Origin of the sequence: Xenorhabdus entomophaga (assembly GCF_037996725.1) — a bacterium.
GTDB lineage: Bacteria > Pseudomonadota > Gammaproteobacteria > Enterobacterales > Enterobacteriaceae > Xenorhabdus > Xenorhabdus khoisanae.
Genome location: NZ_JBBMXH010000063.1, coordinates 1 through 19,164 on the forward strand (window position 1 = coordinate 1; position 19,164 = coordinate 19,164).

Sequence of the window (19,164 nt, forward strand, 5' to 3'; positions counted from 1 at the left end):
TGTAAAGAGTAAAATCGGCATACTGAGATTAAAAGCCCTGCTTGATGATATCGGCAGGGCTTTTTATTTTATAGAATTCATAAGTTAACATTTAGTACCAAACTGTTAACTCATATAGATTAAACCATGAAAACTCACTTATCGGACACATTATATTTTTCATTTAATACAAAATAGTTTTTCACACTTTCGATAGCGAAATTTTCATATAGAGTGAGTTTTTTAGATAATATTACAGGAGGGAGTTATAGAATTTTTTGTAATTTTATGGAAGTTCAACATCAAGAATTAACGTTCTTCATCATAGAGTTGAAAAATATTTTTCGCATCTTAAAAATGATCGTTAGTTTAAAAGAGGGGAAACCATTGAAGTTAACAGTTTGGTACTAAATGTAACCCTTTTTCTCTTCCCTCTCTGCCTCCAAATTCCATCAAAGCGACCCGCATTACTCGCGGTATACCTGACAGTATGGCGAATATTACGATGACCTAAATAGTCTTGAATCAATCGGGTATCGACTCCGTTATCCGCTAACGCATAACCACACGAATGACGCAACATGTGCGGATTCGCGCAAATCGCAATTTCTGCCTTGATACTTGTGTTTCTGATGATTTTATAGAACTGCTGTCGCGATAAAGGCTCGCCAGTGCGGGAAATAAACAGCCATTCACTCTTGCCGAATTTTTCATATTTTTTACGTATAGTCATCCACTTACGCAATAATTGAATTTCACGCGAGATCATGGGATGGATTGTGGAAAAACCATTTTTCAGACGATTAACACTCAAACTCCGGTCACGCAGATCCACGTCAGACATACGTAGCCCAAGCAGCTCAGAAACGCGAAAGCCATGGAGAAACCCCATAAAAAGCATACAGATATTACGCTCTGCATTTGCTCCTTTTTCTAATTCAGCCAGCAACTGCTCAATTTCGGATTGAGTTAAATATTTACGTTTTAGCATAATGTATTACTCACTGTGGTAGACGGAATCATTGACTTAAAAAATAAAAAAACACTATATATAACTCGATAAAACACAACCATGAATATAGGTATTAGGAATACATAGTAAACCATGTACTTATTTTTATATAAATCCAGTTTCATTTTCTCTTCCATAACAAACAAATATAAAAACGTTATCAATAATAAATATTTTATAAAGATAATTTATCTTTTTTATTATCAGTCACTAAGGATCTATCTCAATAAGAGCTAATTTCCAGAACACAATTTGAAGAGATAACCTCCTATGCCCGGCCTTCATTCGTATTAACATGTAAAAATGTAACGGGGTAAAAATCGCAAATGACAATTATATGAAAAATTTATTTCATAAATATGACAACCATATCAGAATGATTGTGTGAGTGAATTCTAACAGAGCATTTCAAAATGGATAAATATCCAGTGATTTTTTGCGAGTCGCTTCGCAAAGAGCAACATTGTCGATAGCATATTAGTCAACTAAACGCTAGGGTAGATATCAATCATAACCAATGTATGCGATACAAATGAAAACACGTATGAATTCGCGGTGCAGTGCGGGCGAAGTGCTGATAAAGTATCGTAGTATCTCCCAATAACACAAGGAACGTACAAATGAGCCTTCATGTTTCATTTCGCCATACTGACATTGATATTCCAGAATTAATCCTGAATGGCAGTGCACTCAGCGATGCTGGATTTACCGCGAATGAGTTATTTCATATCTCCCAATTTTCCAATGGAATCATCATCTCTCTTATTGATCCCAATGCAGATCTGGATAGTTTGATCAACGAAGTGGAAACGAATCCATATGAAGGGATCGACAATATCCGTGATAATGGTGAACTTTATATTGCAGGGGATTGGCTGACAATCAGTAACTTAGTAGAACAACCCATTAATATTGAGATGGAACCCGGCAAAATTATTCTTAAACCTAAGTTGATGGAAATGCTGGCTTAAAACCATTGTCACTAAAAAAATTATCTTCTATCAATTAGCCGGAAATATTAAGAAGAATTCCGGCTTTTAATATTTCTACACAATATTTCAGGCCATCTTACCCAGAGTCACATTTCAAATTCCATCATGACGAAAAGCCATTCACCGCCAATCAAAGGCAGGTTGCGTAAAAAACTACTGGTTTTTTCTTCGTCATCCAACACACCATTTTCACGCACGAACATGACCAGATCTGACAGTTTTTTACCGACTTCTCCGGCTTCTTTTGAACGGACTTTCTCCAGCAGGGAATCGGCAAAACGGACAATTTCCCCCATCGGCTTAGCACCATAACTAATCACCGCAGCAGGCTGGAAAATATCAATTTGCTCTACCAGTGCATTCACTTTTTCTTGATCAATCCACTCGGCTAATTGAGTCGTACCAACCTGACGTTCAAACGATGGGATAGGCATTGATTCCGTATTAATGAGGTAGCTCTATTGTGAAATTAATATAACTGAATGGAAAATAACAAATATTATACGATTTTCACTGTTTATTTAAAACATATACATCTCAAGAAAACCGTGAATAGGTAAATTGCCAGTAAAAGCCTTGTAGATTAAATACCGTTAATTACCTATAAAAGAGATTAAACAATTAAAAATAAACATATAAATCCAATATCACACATATATAATTATTTGTTCTTAAAAGAAAACATAAACTGTCCATATATAAAAATATAAATATTCTCTATGTTAAATTTGCAATCATAACATTCAAAACTATACTCCAAACTGCAAGAGTAGATTTCGGGTTGTAAGTACTCTAATCAGAGGACATATATGATGAAAAGCTTGAAGTTATCAGTTGCAGCATTACTGGTGTTGTTTTCAAGTGCCGCACTTGCAGCGCCTGCAGTATCAACCTCGGCCGAAACTGCGTCAAAAACAGCAACGGCAGTAGAACATAATGTGAAAGCAGCCAAAAATAAAGTTAACTCACCAGAAAAGAAAGCCACCAAAAAAGCAAAAAGCCAAAAAGCCTCTAAGAAGAAAAGTAACTCTGTGAAAAAAGGTGCCAATACGGCTCTTTGTAAAGATGGAACTTATAGCAAGAGTAAATCTCGTAAAGGAGCCTGCTCTCGTCACGGCGGAGTTTCTAAGTGGCTGTAATATTTGTTGGTTTTCCATCATGCACAATTAGGGAGCCAAAGCTCCCTAATTCTTTTTGACACACTATATATTGACAACCAAAATAACAATATCTATTTTATTTTTTAAACAACAATCAGATTTTGATGACTTTCATTATTTAATTTACAAATTAAACATCCCTTCATCAATTTTTATTATGTTGTTTTTTACATAATTATTAATTAAAGCAACAGACTATCCCAATAGGAAATGCTTTATATTATAGTCAACCTGTCTTTTTAATTTCTGTTTACACAAATAACATAAGAACCAAAAACATTACCAATCCTGATAGATCAATAAAAACATTTTTCAACCAATTATGGTAATTAACAGAAAATAAACCAGAAAAATTAATAATTAATTTTTACTGATTCAAACCACAACTCACGCAATAATAAAATTAACAAAACCACCCTGTTATTAATCTATTAACATTAGAAAATAATTCCTTAAAAACAACAAGTAATCAAATTAAACCCCTAGAATAAAACTCACCCTTAATTATAGGAAAACATTAAACAACCAATACTATCCACCAGATAAAATCATAATAATCATTACACTTATTTACCATACAACGTAAAAAATATAGATATTTGTCAGTAGGGTGCTAACATTCGTTACAGAAACGAACCTTATGAATGACGAATAACAGTAGCCAGATATTGTTTGCCCTGCTAATATTCGTTTGTTTTTTATCCAGAGTAATAAAACGAGGAGAAGCAAATGCCCTCTCGAATGATGAGGACAACTGCGGTCTTCGCTTTCTTTATCTCATTAATCTTTACCGGTCTGGGCTATGCCTCGACCAGTACCGCAAAAATGGAAGAGTATTCTCACAATGGCATTCAGAAAGATTTGCCTGATTTGCGAAAGTACCCTTCAGGTACACCCCGGAAGAAAGCGTTTTTAAATATTGTTGTCCCTGTAATTGATAAGCATAATCAAAAGATTATGCAAGACCGCAAATGGCTCCTGTCACACCAGAAAACACGCAACTGGTCTGCACAGGATATCAATCGATTAAAAAAGCTTTGCGTGGATTACAAAATGACCTGTAACTCACCAAAACAGGTCAGTTGGAATAAATTGCTGAGTCGGGTTGATATTATACCGACCCATTTTGTCGCCACTCAGGCAGCAGCAGAATCCGGCTGGGGAACGTCAGAACTTGCCCAGAAAAACAAAAACTTGTTTGGTATGCGCTGTGGCTCTTGTGGTAAAACGAAAGGAAAAGTCAAAGGTTATTCTGTTTACCATTCCATTGATGATTCTGTCGTTGCCTATATGAAAAACCTGAACACGCACCACGCCTATGAGTCACTACGTTCTTCGCGTGCAAACCAGAGGACAGAGCAGAAGCCGCTGAATACCAGCAAACTTATCGATAACCTTAATGGTTATTCCGAACTGGGTGCTGACTACAATCGCTATCTGCATCAGGTATTTAATGGCAATAAGCAATTGATTTCACAGGTACAGGAATTCACTATCCAATAAGAATACGGATAAATAAACAAAAAGGCGATGGAGCCGCCAGTACAATAATCTCTCAATAATCCATTTTGTATTAATTGCAAAGTGGATTCTTTTTTTATAAGCCTCTCCTATATTACCTATTGTAAACATAGATAAATTCCATACTATAATGTACCCCACAATTATATACCTTCCCCCAACGATAAATGGTTAGCCAGAGCCTAATATGAATTTTTTTTCTTTTGAGTTTCTTGGATCGTTTGTTATTCTGCTTGTTGTTTATTGGCTTTTGCAGAAGGCCCCCAAGCTACAGAATGGCTTATTAATTTTAGTTAGTTATTTACTTGTATTCTCTTTTTCAGCAAATTTCGCCTACATTTTATTCACCTATACCCTATTTATTTATCTCTTGGCGAATATTCTCAGTCGTTATTTATCCAACAAAGTCATATTCACTCTGCTGACATTCGGTATTCTCGGCTGTTTCACGGCCTTCAAATATTACTCTTTCTTCCAGGAAGCTATTCAGCAGTCATTAGCCAATATTGGCATTACCGTAGACCTGCCTGTACTGGAATTGCTGATGCCGTTAGGGCTGTCATTCTATGCTTTCCATTCGGTCAGTTATGTCGTATCCGTATGTAAGAAGGAACTGCCTCCCGCTCCACTGCCTGATGTCATTTTGTATCTTTGTTTTTTTCCCAGCATCGTCGCCGGGCCAATCAATCGGGCCAAAGATTTTCTGCCACAAATTCAGACAGCATCCAGAGTGATGCTGGAGCCTTTAAAAGCATTGCTATTGATCGCGCTCGCTATCGCAAAACTCTTTTTACTCAGTGCAACGCTCTCTGAGAATTTTGTTAATCCTGTTTTCGAAGATCCAACCAGCTATCATGCCGGTCAAATCCTTGTGGCAATTTATGCTTATGCCTGGAATATCTACTTCAATTTTTCCGGCTATACCGATCTTGTCACTGGTATCGCCCTGCTATTAGGCTTCAACGTACCACGCAATTTCGATGCCCCTTATCTTGCCGAAAATTTACAGGTGTTTTGGCGACGCTGGCATATCAGCTTGTCAACGTTCATCCGTGATTATGTCTATATTCCACTGGGTGGTAACAAAAAAGGCGCATTCCACAAGAATCTGAATATGTTCATAGCCATGGTGATTTCGGGTCTATGGCACGGCGCCGGTCTCAGTTTTATTATCTGGGGAGCGATTCATGGCTTAGGGTTAATTCTGCAAAAGATGAAAAGTGCCCTGTTCCCCACGGCGAAAAAACATAACGAATTACAAGCAAGGAACCCTATTTCATTATTTTTATCCCGCGTGGTGACATTCCATTTTGTCTGCTTTGCGTGGGTCTTTTTCCGTAGCCCAACTTTTAATGATGCGTTAGCTGTGTTAAATCAATTGTTCTCCGGAGATATCTTCACAGCACTGCTATCCAGCAGCGCGCTATTAATGGCTTTTTGGGGATTCTTTATTATCTATCCGTGGCTGGTGAATCTCAGAAATAAAATTGAAAAAAATCATAACCTGATTTCCTGGGTTTATTATCCGATTCCCTTAGCCTTGATCCTCACTTTGGTATTTATATTGTCACCTTCTGGAATGCCGGGATTTATCTATGCCAACTTCTGAATTTATATCTAATCTTAAAAAAGTCGGACAAGTGATTTGTGTCGTTTCCGTAACCAGTCTGTTGCTCATCTGGCTGAATCAAAGTTCGTTGGATAACTTCTGGCAACAGAAATATCACCGCAATAGCCCCTGGGCATCCCTCAAGGGTGAGCGATTGTGGGATTTAGGTAATAATATTCAGCAAGGCTCACTTGCTGCCAGTGAGACATTCATGGCATATGCAACAGGCAAATATCAAGATAATCACACACAAACCATGAATAGTGATGGCACCCGAGTCGTGTTTCCTCCTGATTTTCAAGTCGGCCTGCGCTTTCTTGAAGGTTATGTGCATCCTATCGAGAATCTCTCTTTCGCATTTCCAGCATTACTGCAAAAGGATATTAAACTCGTTCAGACGCCCTGGCTCCAAAATAGCTCAGTACAAAACTCTGTCATTGAGATTGTCCAGAAGACTCACGTTAATCTCGGCGTAAAAGATAAGGTACTCTTTGCCGGTGATTCAATGATGCAGGGCGTTGCTCCGCATTTAAAACGTCGTCTTTATCAGGAATATGGTATTTCCAGCATTAATTTAAGCAAGCAAAGTACCGGATTGTCTTATCCCGGGTTCTTTGATTGGCCGAAAACCATTAGCAATGCCCTGAGAGATAACCCTGATATTAAATTGGTCGTCATGTTTTTAGGCCCTAATGACCCTTGGGATATGCCAACAAAACGTGGAGGCCCTTATTTGAAATTCGCCAGCGAGGATTGGGAAAATCTTTATCGTCAACGCATTGAAGCTATTTTGCATGATGCCCGCCAGCATCATGTGGATGTCATCTGGGTTGGCCCACCCAATATGCGCCAGAAAAAACTCTCCAATAGTATGGTTTACCTTAATAAATTGTATCAAACCGAGGTAACAAAAATGGGGGAAATCTATATTTCAGCCAATAATATGTTCAAATATAAGTCGGAGAATTATTCAGACTATATTGGTGATGGCAGCAGCACAATCAAACTTCGGAGTGGCGATGGTATTCATTTCAGTTTGAATGGGCAACAAACCATCTCTAACTATCTATTTTCATTGATTACATTTATTCAGGAGCCAGTTAAAGAAGATGCAACCATTTAGAATATTCCGTGGGTTTTATCGGATAATGGGTGCAGGGCTGGTTATCGCGCTCGCTACGAGCCTGTCATCATGCCACGATAAAAAATCCCAGCCCTCGCCGGAAAGCCAAATCACGCAGACGTACCGTCAGCAACAACTGACGGATTTTGGTGATCCTAATTTCGCACGACTGGCGGATAAGCTGCGTTACAGCGATACTCGCCAACTTCATTTTGTGCAATTGGGGGACTCACACACTGCCGCCGATTTTTTTACGGGCAAGCTGCGCAATTTATTACAGAACCGTTATGGCGATGCGGGGCCGGGCTTTGTTCCTCCAATGAGCATTCCCGGGCAGCGTAACGCCGTAGTAAAGTTTACTGAGGATAAAACGGGCTGGTGGCTTTCAAGCAGCCGTAAGGACAATCGGGCAGATTTTCCGCTGGGAGGATTTATTGCCGTTCCGGAAAGTTCCAGCAGCACAATACGGCTGGATTTATCCCCTGCCAACCGTGATAAATATTGGATAAGCGCCCTGTATCAATCCCATGAAGCGGCTCAAATCAAGGCGCAACCAGCTTCAATGCGAGCATGGGATTTACCTGCAACAAACAGCGAATGGCATTTCTCACCAGAAAAGAGCGTCACGTATCCAATCTCGCTCTATCCGCAGGATACACAATTGAAAATCGGCGGCTGGCTGATAAGACGCCAAAGCCCCGGCATCATGCTATCTGCATTGGGCATTAACGGTGCCACCATTAGCATGCTGGATAAATGGCAGCCTCAGTGGATTGATACGCTGGCTCAAATGAAGCCGGATTTGGTGCTTCTCGCCTACGGCACTAATGAAGCCTTTAATGATTCTCTGGATTTGGTTGCTTATCAGAACGAGCTGACATCCAAAATAAAAGACATCCGCAAAACAATACCGCAAGCCGTTATCCTGCTGATTGGGCCAAATGATTCATTGAAAAATAAAACCGCGGCAAGCTGTAGTGAACAGCAACCAGCTTTACTTGACGGAGTTATTCAAGTTCAGCAAGCCGTTGCCAAAGAACAGCACATCCTGTTCTGGGATTGGCGGGAATATATGGGCGGGTCATGTTCAGTCAAAGGATGGGCGCAGCAAAATCTCGCACGTTCTGATTATGTTCACCTTTCCGCTGCCGGTTATGAACGCAGTGCCGAAGCGCTTTATAAGCAGTTTGTGGGTTTGGTGGAGCGATAAATCGTTCCCTGCAATTTAGATACAAGTCGAAAGAGTCTTTAAACGATGCTTTTAAAGATGCTATACTGAGTGAAATTTCAACAAGGAGAGCGATATGTCATATCAAATTCTGACAACAATAGCAGCCAGTATTACCGATTTAAAACGCAATCCAATGGGAACAGTGACTGATGGTGAAGGTGGCGCTGTTGCTATCCTAAACCGCAATGAACCTGCATTCTATTGTGTTCCTCCAGAGCTTTACGCTTATTATCTGGAACTTGCGGAAGATGCTGAATTAAATCATATTGCAGATGAACGCATGAAAGCCCCTGAATTTGTGAGCGTCAATCTCGATGACTTATAGCCTCAAATTTGAAAAACGGGCGCTAAAAGAATGGGGAAAACTGGGGCATCCCATTCGTGAACAATTCAAAAAGAAATTGGCCGAACGTTTAGAAAATCCCCATGTTCCTGCGGCCAGATTGAGCGGTCGCAGCAATCGTTACAAAATCAAATTACGTTCTTCTGGCTATCGGTTAGTATACGAAGTCAATGACAACATCATTGTCTTATTAGTGCTTGCTATTGGTAAACGAACAGGAAATGAGGTTTATTTAGCGGCAGACGAACGCGGTTAACACTGGAACAGAGTAAACGGCACCTTAATCAATCATAAGGTGCCATCAGAAATATCTAAAAAAACGTCACCACATCACAGCATGGCGAAATAGATCATGCCAACAACTGCGCCGGTTGTGCCGAGAATGGTTTCCATCATCGTCCACGTTTTCAGGGTCTGGGATTCTGTCGCACCGGTAAATTTACCGAACAGCCAGAAACCGGAATCATTCACATGGCTAAGAATCAAAGAACCACCAGCAATACATACTGACAGCGCCGCCATTTGTGCACCGGTATACCCCAATTCGCCAATCACTGGCATAACTAATCCTACTGTAGTCAAACACGCCACAGTGGCCGAACCCTGGATCACACGCACAGCACCCGCCAGAATAAAACACGCCAACGCGATTGGCAGGCCCGCACCAACCAACGCATTTCCCAAGGCAGGCCCAACGCCGGAATCCACCAGAATTTGTTTGAACACACCCCCCGCGCCTGTCACCAGCAGGATAATTCCCGCAGGTTGAATCGCAGCGGAACAGACATCCATCACTTTGTCTTTACTCATGCCGCGACGAATTGCCAGACCATAAATCGCTACCAAACAGGCAATCAAAATTGCAGTGAAAGGATGCCCGATGAATTCCAGCCATTGGTATAGCGTAGATTGCTTATCAACAAAACGCGCACCGATGGTTTTCAAACCAACTAATATCAGAGGGAACAACACCAGCGCCAGGCTGAAACCAAAGGAAGGCATTTGGTTTTTGCCAATGCTGGGCGTGCTCAGATCTTTAGGCAAATCCAGCGTGACATATTTGCTGATAAAATTACCGTATATCGGGCCAGCCAGTAACATACCGGGGATCGCAGCACTCAGGCCAATCAGGATCATCCAACCAAAATCCGCTCCCATTTGGGAAGCCAGCAGCATAGGCGTCGGGCCCGGCACCAAAAACGCAGCAGCGGCGGCTACACCGGCAAACAGAGGAAGCGCCAGTCTCACTACATTACCATTGGTGCGACGGGCAACAGCAAACACCACGCCAATCAACAGAACGACCGCCACATCAAAAAACAGTGGCAATGCACAGATAAGCCCGGCAATGCCCAATGCGTAATTTGCCCGCTTTTCGCCAAAACTACCCAGCAGTTTCACCGCAATCTGGTCGAGCGCCCCTGTTTCATGCAGGATTTTGCCAAACATCGCGCCCAGTGCCACAACAACAGCGAGGAACCCCAACGTGCCGGCCATGCCGTTTTGCATGGTCTGGGTGATTTTTTCCAATGGCATCCCGGAAAAAATCCCCGCGCCCATCGAAACCAGCATCAGGGCAATAAAAGCGTGCATTCTGGCTTTCATCACCAGAAATAATAATAGAAGGACAGAGCCGACGGCCGTCATAACCAGAGTTAATGTACTCATGAATGTCCCTTGCTAATACGGTCAGTAGTTTTTATTGTGCGCTCGATAGAATGCATGGTGTTTTTGATCACTTCATCCAGAGCAGGTTTGATATCAATATGATGGACATCTTTTTCATCACTGGTCGGCTCTTCCAATGTCTCAAATTGTGAAATCAACATTTGCGGCTTGAAGAAATGCCCCTTGCGTGCTTTCAGACGGCTTTCAATTAAATCAAAATCCCCTTTCATATAAAGAAAGGACAGGTTTTTGTTGCCATCACGCAGCATATCCCGATAGCTTTTTTTCAAGGCGGAGCACACAAGCAAGGAGACATGATTGGTGCGCTGCATAGCAAAAATGGCGTCGTTGAGTGCCTTCAGCCACGGCTGACGATCATCATCATTCAGGGCATGGCCTTGTGCCATTTTCATAATATTGGCGCGAGGATGAAGAAAATCCCCATCCAGAAACGCAGCACCCAGTTCACGGGCAATACCGCTGGCAACCGCAGACTTACCGCTGCCGGATACCCCCATCAAGACAAAAACATGGTTTCGCTGTTGGGTATCGCTCATATCAAACTCCTTTATGCAGATCTTACTGCCTGAATCTCTGTGACTTACCTGCAAAAATGTTACCGGTAACTATTACCGGTAACATTAACAGTAGCTCAGGATGGGGAGCAATCAATCAGGATCGACAAAAAAGGAAAATGTGAGGCTTATCGCAATTGAAGATGGAAAAACAGCATATTAAGCTACAAAAATTAAACACTTTCACCCAATGAAAGCGTAAATCCAACATCAATCAGAGTTTGTTCCGGCTGCACCCCCTTCAAACGAACAAGCAGGGCTTCTGCCGCCTTGCGTCCCATCAAATCACGGGGAGTCAGAACACTGGCAAGTTTCGGTGTCATTACCTGACCAATATCATGACCATGAAAACCAGCTACAGCAATTTCTTCCGGTACTTTGATTCCCTGACGCTGACACTCGAAAATCGCCCCAATGGCAATATCATCATTCGTGCAAAACAAGCCATCAGCTTCAGGGTATTTCTGGCAGGTTTCCTGCAAAAGCTGCGCCCCCAAAGAATAGGATGAACTGGCTGGCGTCATAACTTTTCTTGGCTGAAGCCCTGCACTTCGCATCGCCGCTTCAAACCCCTGTAAACGGATCAGCGTCCGCTCATCCTGCCGGGCGCCGAGGTAAACCACGTTCTGGCAACCACGTTCAAGCATTGCCAGCGTCATCTGACGCGCCGCTTCAAAATTGTCGATTCCCACCGCAATATCAAGGCAAGGCGATATGCTGTCCATTAATTCCACCACAGGAATACCTGCTGTTTGCAGCACTTTCAGTGTCTTGGGAGTATGTGTGCGTTCTGCCAGAATCAGGCCATCAATATTATAAGAAAGCAAGGAAAGTAAACGCTCTTCTTCTTTCTGGGCACAGTATCCATAGTGGGCAAGCATGGTCTGATATCCATTGCGATCGGTCACATGTTCGATCCCACGGATAACCTCGGCAAAAACTTGATTAGTCAATGAAGGAAGCAAAACGCCTATCGCACGGCTGGTGGAATTGGAAAGAATATCCGGCACACGATTGGGAATGTAGCCCAATTGGTCCACTGCTTCAGCGATTCGTTTTCCCAATGCTTCAGAAACCTGATCCGGATTACGTAAAAAACGGCTAACCGTCATTTTGGTGACCCCAACGAGGTCTGCAACATCTTGTAAAGCTGGGCGTTTTTTCTTCATTTTCAATGTAATGCAATCAGTTATGATACGTACAGATGGATAGGTACAGATGAATAGTTCGCGGTCTTAACACATTTATATACCATTACAATACGCTTTTTAGCGAAAAATGCTGGTGCACTCTCACTCATTTATCAATTGCTTCTCAAACTGTGATGCTTTACATGCGTTTGAGCGAATCCCGATAAATAATCTGAGGCGAAAATATGGGATGTTGTGTGTCGGGTTCAAGTAATAGGCGCGTGGCAAAACGCGCCATATCAGTGATAGGAAAATGGACACTGGTCAGCGCAGGGTAAATAAATGCCGCCCGTTCACCGCTGTCATAACAAATGATGGAAATATCCTCAGGAACGCTCAAACCTTGCTCCGTAATCGCCAATAATCCGCCGAGTGCCATTTCTTCACTACAGAAAAACAGAGCATCAGGCCGTGATGTTGCTAAAATCGCGCGGGTTTGCCGGTAACCACTTTGCAAATCATACTCTCCCTCCAGACACGCGATCGGTTGTAATCCTGCGTCCTGCATAGCATCCAAAAACCCCTGACGACGCTGTAGGCTTGGATAACGCATCAAAGGGCCGCTGACACAAGCTATGCGGGTATGCCCGTATTCAAGCAAAGTTTGAGCTGCAAGGTAACCGGCTTTGTGATGATCAAAGGCAACACAGCGCTGCTCCAGCCCGGATACCAACCGATCCAACAACACGAAAGCATGCCCGCCGTGTGCAAGCTGCTGCAATTTATCATCGCTGATAGCACGTACATGCAGGATTAATCCATTACAACGCAAACTATGCAGATAGGTGATGGCCTGCCATTCATTCTCTGCACTGTTTCTTCCCTGCGTAACCAGAAGCTGTTTGCCGTGTAATTCGGCTTCCGTCTGGATGCTATCCATCAAAGCACCGAAAAAGCCACCACGATAGGAAGTGGTCACTAATCCCAACGTATGACTCTGACTGGATGCCAATTCACGCGCCGCCAGATTGGGGCTGTAGCCCAATTCCATAATGGCGCTTTCCACTTTGGCGCGAGTTGTCTCCCTTACGTTTTTATCACCATTGACAACCCGTGATACCGTGGCGCGGGAAACGCCAGAGTAAGCGGCCACATCTTCCAGTGTTACCATGCTTTTTCCTTGTGATCCCAATGAATTAATGCCTGTTCTATTGGAACTGTGGCAAATACATGCGATTGATATCCAATACTTCATTCAATAATGATGAATCCAGTGCAACATCTGCAATCAAGGGATGCGTCACCAACGCCAACAAAGCGGCCTTGCGATCACCATGAACCGCAGCTTCAATCGTCAGACGCCCAAAGGTTTTTACTTGCTGTGTCAGCGCCAGCATACTATCCGGCAACTGACCAAATGCCAGAGGGTGTGCTCCTTGGGCATCAACAACACAGTTGGTTTCAATCACCGCATCATCCGGCAGGCCATTAATAGCTCCGTGATTCATCGTATTCACAACTAACTGTGTCCCGAGATTATTGTGGATTGCAGAGATCAATTCCAATGCAACTTCAGAATAGAAAGATCCCCCGCGGAAACTTAATTGCTCCGGTTTGTGATCCAGCATTGGATTAGCATACAATCCGAATAATTCCCGCTCCACCTGCATCACTTGCTCCGCCCGTGTGCCCTTGCTGGCTGCCGCTTCCTTCTCTTCCTGCAACATTTTGCCAGTCTGATAAAAATAACGGTGATAAGGACACGGGATCGCTCCCAACGCCCGTAAAAACTCCGGCGGCCAAGGTTCTTCCCTGATATTGTTCATCGTCAATTCTGCCCCGCTACACAGCAACTCCAGCACCCGCTCTGTTTCATCTTTCCCTTTCACCAATACCTGATGTGCCCAAACCATATGGTTAAGGCCCGCGAAACGTAACAGTACATCCTGATAAGGCTGTTGCAACATATTGGCGATCATATGTTGCATGGAGATCGGCACATTACACAACCCGATGATCCTGGCTTTGCTATAGCGGGACACAGCTTCTGTCACCATCCCCGCCGGATTGGTGAAATTGATGATCCACGCATCCGGTGCAAGACGTTCAACTTTACGTGCAATCTCCAGCAGAACAGGAATGGTGCGCAATGCCTTGGCAAATCCACCAATCCCCGTTGTTTCTTGCCCAAGCAGGCCATATTTCAACCCCAGACGCTCATCAGCAGCACGGGCAGGAAGCTGACCAACCCTTAGTTGGGTGAGAACAAAACTGGCCCCGCTGATCGCTTCATCCAGCGAATAATGCACACTCAATGCAACATGCTGCAAACCGTGACGATCCAGCATACGGCGTGCCAATCCGGCAATGATCCCCACCTTCTGCCGTCCTGCTTCCACATCCACCAAAGCCAGTTCAGACAGGGGGATCATTTTCCTGCGTTGAATAATCCCTTCCACCAATTCTGGTGTATAACTGCTGCCACCGCCAATCACTGCAATTTTGATCGGTTTCATATGAACCTCTTTTTATACCGCCTGACGATCGGATACCGGCAAGCGCCGATAAAGATCGATCATGTTGTCAGCAAGATCTTGAATTACCATCGCATTCATCAAATGATCCTGAGCATGAACCGTGATCAAACTGATGGGTAATTTTCCGCACCCTTCATCCAGTCCAATCAGTTTTGTCTGGATAACATGAGCTGCGCGAGTCTCCTGCCGGGACTCTTCCATCAGCACCTCGGCCTGTTGAAAGTTTCCTTCCTTCGCCTGCTGCAATGCCATTAATGCACTACTGCGCGCACTGCCGGCATGAACCAGTAACTCGATAATCTGCTGTTCCAAATCAATAGACACGCGTCAATTCCCCCTGAAATTATGGTGTTGCCTCAGCTAAATCTTTTGCTTGCTGCTCTTCCGCCAAAAGCTGTTTTTCATACACCCTGAAGAAGGGATACCAAATCAGCAAATCGATCACCATCAACACCCCGACCAGCACAATCGCACGATAATCCCAGGCAGCAGAAATCAGCGCGCCAATCGGGGCTGGCGCAGTCCACGGAGCAATGGCAATCATCTTTTGCACTAAATCCAGATGCAGTGCTCCATAAGCCAGCACCGCATTCACCAGCGGCACAACCAGTAGTGGGATCAATAAAGTGGGATTCATCACAACCGGAGAACCAAACAGCAACGGTTCATTAATATTGAACATGGCGGGTACAACGCTGAGTTTGCCAATAGTTTTAAGATGAATTGAGCGGCTGCATAGATAGAGGAACGCCAATACCAATGTCGAACCTGAACCACCGATACAGACATAAAAAGACCAATAAGGCGCGGTCAAAATCTGCGTGGTTGCCATTCCCTGAGTCATCAACGCGGCATTGGCAGCGATATTGGTCATAAAGATCGGATTAAGCAGCCCGGTGACAATATTGTCGCCATGAATGCCCGCGAACCATAACAAATTAGCGACCAATACCAACAACATCACGGCGGGCAACGTATCCCCGACAGCAATCAGTGGCTGGAATACCTGCATTACCGCAGCGGGTAACAGCAAATTAAACTCACTTTGCAACAGCAAGCTGATGGGATAAACCGTCAGTAAAATACCAATAACGGGATACAACAGTTCAAAAGATCGGGCAATGGCGGGTGGAACCTGAGAGGGCATACGGATGGCGATATTGTATTTCTTAAGCAATCGAATCAACTCTACCGACCAAATTGCGCAAATTAATGCAGTGAAGACCCCAGCCCCGCCCAGAAAATCGAGCGGCATTTTATTTTCAACCTGTGGTGCCGCCGCCAGCAAAAACGCCATCAAAGACAGCAACGCGGAAGTCAACCCATCCAACCCGTAAGACTTCGCCAGACTGTAGGCCGTACCGATGGAGACAAAAATACTCATCAATCCCATCGTCATAAAGAAAGGCATTGTAATGGTTACCCAATGGGTCTTAGCGAACGCTAGCCAATCCTGACCAAAAGAAGATGAAGTTTGCGCATCAAAAGGCGGATTTGCCACAATCAGCATAATACTGCCGATAATAAGGAAAGGCATTGCTGAGATAAAACCATCACGTATCGCAATAATATGCCGCTGACTACCGATTTTCCCTGCAATGGGCGCGATATGGCTTTCTACAATGCGTGTCATGGAAGCATAAATACTCATAGACCCACTCCATTTGATGAAAGTTTATTCCAGCAGGTTTAAGGCATGATCCAGCACCTTATCACCCCGAAGTGCGCCATAGTCCAACATATTAATCAAACTGATGGGTTTACCTGCCGGTTCAGCCAGTGCAGTAAAACGGGCAAGCTCATACCGAATTTGCGGCCCCAGTAAAATCACATCGGCTTCATGAATGCACGCTTCCAACTCCAGCGCTGGCACGGCCTTGATAGCCACATCCAACTGCCGTTTTTCGGCTTCCGACTGCATACGCTGCACCAACATGCTGGTAGACATTCCCGCTGCACAACACAATAGAATGGTTTTCATGGTTTTGTTCTCTTTATTGTTATCTCGTTATTATTTCGCTCAAATCTATTTCACTTAAACTAAAATGAGAGCGCTCTTATTTCGGTTAAGGCTAACAGGTTATTTTGTGATTGCTGCGATAGGAGTCTCATAATTTGATAAGCAACAATTAAGAATATGGATAAAATGCGAGCTGCATTACAAATGGAAAATAAGAAAAAATGAAAGGGAGAATTTGACTGATTGATAGGCTAAAAAAGTGGTAGAATTTTTCTGCTCTGAAAAATGGTTATAAAACAGATGGGTAGGATTAGGGTGTTCCCCGTGAGTACGGGGATAAGCCGCCCCTCCTCCGATGTGGATTGGCTAACGATGAGTGTTCCCCGTGAGTACGGGGATAAACCGATTAAAACCCCGTACTATCCGCATCGGGAATAGTGTTCCCCGTGAGTGCGGGGATAAACCAATTATAAAAGACTTGTTAACCGATTTTTTGCAGCTTAGAATCAGACCAGTTAACAGGTCTTTTAGTGAGGAATTATGGCTAATATCATTTTGAGCGACATGGCTGCCAGCATCAGTGAATTAAAGAAAAATCCTATGGCAACTGTCAGCGCAGGAGAAGGTTATCCGGTCGCTATTCTGAATAGAAATCAACCTGCATTTTATTGTGTTCCTGCGGAACTGTACGAAAAAATGTTAGAAGCTCTTGATGATCAGGAATTAGTTAAGATAGTGAAAGAACGGGAGAATCAATCCTTAGTTGATGTGGATTTGGATCAATATTTATGAGTTATAAAGTTAAATTTAGGGAAGATGCTCAAAAAGAATGGAATCGTCTGGATAACACTATTCAACGACAATTCGCTAAGAAATTGAAAAAATGTTGTGAAAAACCACATATTCCTTCCGAAAAATTAAACGATATGCCGGATTGTTATAAAATAAAATTGAGAGCTTCCGGCTTCAGATTAGTTTATCAGGTGATTGAAAAAAAATTAATTATTGCCGTGGTTGCGGTTGGTAAACGTGAGCAAAACGAAGTGTATAAGCTTGCAAGTAACCACATAAGGTAATAATTAATTCAATTATCCCTCTCCGAGATCATAACCAATTAGCTAATCGCATGAGCAGCGGGGAACTGGTTTATCCCCGTGCTTACGGGGAACACTGGTCATTTTTCAATATGCAAACACAAAGGCGCGGTTTATCCCCGTGCCTACGGGGAACACTGTCTGTGAAAAGGCCGGGCTTGCCCGGTATCCGGTTTATCCCCGTGCCTACAGGGAACACACAACTTGCTCAGTCAATGAAACAAATTCAATCGGTTTATCCCCGTGCCTACGGGGAACACACTAAGATTATCCACCTGTTTTATAAATACTTTTTAGAGAATAAAAATTCTACCATTTTTTTAGGCTAAAAAGCAGCCTAATTCTTCCTTCTATTTTTCTTATCTATCTTCTGTAGATTTGATAACAAGATAGAAAAGTGTTAGTCCAGACATAACAAAGCAAGATGCAAAAAAATCAGAAAACAGGATAAAACGTCGACACATAAAGGCAAGGCGTTGCCAAAAAAAGGCTCTCAGGAGGAGTTCTTGCAAGTGATTATTAAAGTCAAACGAAATACCAAAACTTAGATCATGCCTCTACAGGATTTTCATCCTGTACCTGTTCACAGGATTCTAAATGTGATCAATATTCCATATAAGAAAAAACACTAGTGAGATAACAATATAAAATGGTGTAACCTATCAAAATCAGTCATTAAATAGAAATATTTAACTATCTTTTTAATTAGAGCGCTATTTTTAACACAGGAAAAACCTTTGAGCACTAACACCATAACAGAAACAATGTACTGGAATCGCATGGTACCAGAACTGACTGTGACTGATTTCCCTGTTTCACTTGATTTCTATCAGAGAATATTGGGTTTCGAAATATTAATTCAGCGAGAAGATCCCGATTTTGCTTATTTAGGTTTAGGCAAAGCGCAATTAATGCTGGAGGCATTTCATGACAGTGGCTGGAATACCGGAGAGCTTAGTAAGCCTTTAGGGCGTGGTATTAATTTGCAAATTGAAGTTGACGACATCACACCAATTCTGGCAAATCTGGAAATTAATGGAATCACGCTTTTTCGCCCAGTGGAGGATAACTATTACTATATAGGTGATACTCAAGCCTGTCAGAGAGAGTTTCTTGTTCAAGATCCAGATGGTTATTTACTTCGTTTCAGTCAATATATCGAACACAAAGAAGATCAATAACAATTCATTAATGGAGCACGGTTATTATTTTATTTCACCGTGAAAAAAC

Annotated in this window: 21 protein-coding genes; 11 read left to right on the top strand and 10 right to left on the bottom strand. The window is 42.8% G+C overall.

The genetic code is table 11. The features are described from left to right. Positions 1-343: 343 nt before the first annotated feature. Positions 344-970, bottom strand: coding sequence for a tyrosine-type DNA invertase (locus AAC854_RS13700; protein WP_340617595.1), 627 nt, complete (start codon positions 968-970; stop codon positions 344-346). Between the two features lie 641 nt (positions 971-1,611). Here AAC854_RS13700 and AAC854_RS13705 point away from each other — a divergent pair. After that, on the top strand, positions 1,612-1,962 hold the full coding sequence (locus AAC854_RS13705) for a hypothetical protein (RefSeq protein ID WP_340617596.1): 351 nt from the start codon (positions 1,612-1,614) through the stop codon (positions 1,960-1,962). 107 nt (positions 1,963-2,069) lie between these two features. Here the strand turns inward: AAC854_RS13705 and AAC854_RS13710 are convergent, their stop codons facing one another. Further along, positions 2,070-2,417 (bottom strand): toxic anion resistance protein, encoded by a 348-nt coding sequence (locus AAC854_RS13710; RefSeq protein WP_340617597.1) that lies wholly within the window; start codon positions 2,415-2,417, stop codon positions 2,070-2,072. A gap of 375 nt (positions 2,418-2,792) precedes the next feature. Between AAC854_RS13710 and AAC854_RS13715 the strand changes: the two genes are divergently transcribed. From AAC854_RS13715 to AAC854_RS13745, 7 genes are all read left to right on the top strand, one after another. After that, positions 2,793-3,122: a DUF3761 domain-containing protein gene (locus AAC854_RS13715; protein WP_340617598.1), complete on the top strand. Its 330-nt coding sequence runs from the start codon at positions 2,793-2,795 to the stop codon at positions 3,120-3,122. A gap of 750 nt (positions 3,123-3,872) precedes the next feature. Continuing rightward, on the top strand, positions 3,873-4,646 hold the full coding sequence (locus AAC854_RS13720) for a protein bax (RefSeq protein WP_047962664.1): 774 nt from the start codon (positions 3,873-3,875) through the stop codon (positions 4,644-4,646). A gap of 205 nt (positions 4,647-4,851) precedes the next feature. Then, entirely contained in the window at positions 4,852-6,273 is a 1,422-nt protein-coding gene (locus AAC854_RS13725) for an MBOAT family O-acyltransferase (RefSeq protein ID WP_340617599.1), read from the top strand. Next, positions 6,260-7,396, top strand: a complete 1,137-nt coding sequence (locus tag AAC854_RS13730) for an SGNH/GDSL hydrolase family protein (RefSeq protein WP_340617600.1) — start codon at positions 6,260-6,262, stop codon at positions 7,394-7,396. Before AAC854_RS13725 ends, AAC854_RS13730 begins: the two co-directional genes overlap by 14 nt. Continuing rightward, entirely contained in the window at positions 7,383-8,606 is a 1,224-nt protein-coding gene (locus AAC854_RS13735) for an SGNH/GDSL hydrolase family protein (RefSeq protein WP_340617601.1), read from the top strand. The genes AAC854_RS13730 and AAC854_RS13735 overlap by 14 nt, the downstream gene beginning before the upstream one ends. 94 nt (positions 8,607-8,700) lie before the next feature. Then, positions 8,701-8,952: a type II toxin-antitoxin system Phd/YefM family antitoxin gene (locus AAC854_RS13740; RefSeq protein WP_273547358.1), complete on the top strand. Its 252-nt coding sequence runs from the start codon at positions 8,701-8,703 to the stop codon at positions 8,950-8,952. Further along, the gene (locus AAC854_RS13745) at positions 8,942-9,226 is read left to right on the top strand and encodes a type II toxin-antitoxin system RelE family toxin (protein WP_340617602.1); all 285 of its coding nucleotides are present in this window, start codon (positions 8,942-8,944) and stop codon (positions 9,224-9,226) included. The genes AAC854_RS13740 and AAC854_RS13745 overlap by 11 nt, the downstream gene beginning before the upstream one ends. 74 nt (positions 9,227-9,300) lie before the next feature. Here the strand turns inward: AAC854_RS13745 and gntU are convergent, their stop codons facing one another. The 8 genes from gntU to AAC854_RS13785 all read right to left on the bottom strand — a co-directional run bounded on the left by gntU (position 9,301) and on the right by AAC854_RS13785 (position 16,861). Continuing rightward, positions 9,301-10,638, bottom strand: coding sequence for a gluconate transporter (gntU, locus tag AAC854_RS13750; RefSeq protein WP_273547360.1), 1,338 nt, complete (start codon positions 10,636-10,638; stop codon positions 9,301-9,303). Next, positions 10,635-11,195: a gluconokinase gene (gntK, locus tag AAC854_RS13755; RefSeq protein ID WP_340617603.1), complete on the bottom strand. Its 561-nt coding sequence runs from the start codon at positions 11,193-11,195 to the stop codon at positions 10,635-10,637. Before gntK ends, gntU begins: the two co-directional genes overlap by 4 nt. A gap of 191 nt (positions 11,196-11,386) precedes the next feature. Then, on the bottom strand, positions 11,387-12,382 hold the full coding sequence (gntR, locus tag AAC854_RS13760; protein WP_273547362.1) for a gluconate operon transcriptional repressor GntR: 996 nt from the start codon (positions 12,380-12,382) through the stop codon (positions 11,387-11,389). Between the two features lie 160 nt (positions 12,383-12,542). Beyond that, entirely contained in the window at positions 12,543-13,514 is a 972-nt protein-coding gene (locus AAC854_RS13765) for a LacI family DNA-binding transcriptional regulator (protein ID WP_273547363.1), read from the bottom strand. 37 nt (positions 13,515-13,551) lie between these two features. Further along, a complete protein-coding gene (locus AAC854_RS13770; RefSeq protein WP_340617604.1) occupies positions 13,552-14,859 on the bottom strand; it encodes a 6-phospho-beta-glucosidase in 1,308 nt (435 codons plus the stop codon). Between the two features lie 12 nt (positions 14,860-14,871). After that, positions 14,872-15,198, bottom strand: coding sequence for a PTS lactose/cellobiose transporter subunit IIA (locus AAC854_RS13775; protein ID WP_340617615.1), 327 nt, complete (start codon positions 15,196-15,198; stop codon positions 14,872-14,874). 25 nt (positions 15,199-15,223) lie between these two features. Further along, complete coding sequence (locus AAC854_RS13780) at positions 15,224-16,531, bottom strand: PTS sugar transporter subunit IIC (protein WP_340617605.1); 1,308 nt, start codon at positions 16,529-16,531, stop codon at positions 15,224-15,226. A gap of 24 nt (positions 16,532-16,555) precedes the next feature. After that, positions 16,556-16,861, bottom strand: coding sequence for a PTS sugar transporter subunit IIB (locus AAC854_RS13785; RefSeq protein ID WP_340617606.1), 306 nt, complete (start codon positions 16,859-16,861; stop codon positions 16,556-16,558). 519 nt (positions 16,862-17,380) lie between these two features. Between AAC854_RS13785 and AAC854_RS13790 the strand changes: the two genes are divergently transcribed. The 3 genes from AAC854_RS13790 to AAC854_RS13800 all read left to right on the top strand — a co-directional run bounded on the left by AAC854_RS13790 (position 17,381) and on the right by AAC854_RS13800 (position 19,115). Then, a complete protein-coding gene (locus AAC854_RS13790) occupies positions 17,381-17,632 on the top strand; it encodes a type II toxin-antitoxin system Phd/YefM family antitoxin (protein WP_047964109.1) in 252 nt (83 codons plus the stop codon). Continuing rightward, the gene (locus AAC854_RS13795) at positions 17,629-17,916 is read left to right on the top strand and encodes a type II toxin-antitoxin system RelE family toxin (RefSeq protein ID WP_340617607.1); all 288 of its coding nucleotides are present in this window, start codon (positions 17,629-17,631) and stop codon (positions 17,914-17,916) included. The genes AAC854_RS13790 and AAC854_RS13795 overlap by 4 nt, the downstream gene beginning before the upstream one ends. 797 nt (positions 17,917-18,713) lie before the next feature. After that, positions 18,714-19,115 (top strand): bleomycin resistance protein, encoded by a 402-nt coding sequence (locus AAC854_RS13800; protein ID WP_047964110.1) that lies wholly within the window; start codon positions 18,714-18,716, stop codon positions 19,113-19,115. Positions 19,116-19,164: the final 49 nt, after the last annotated feature.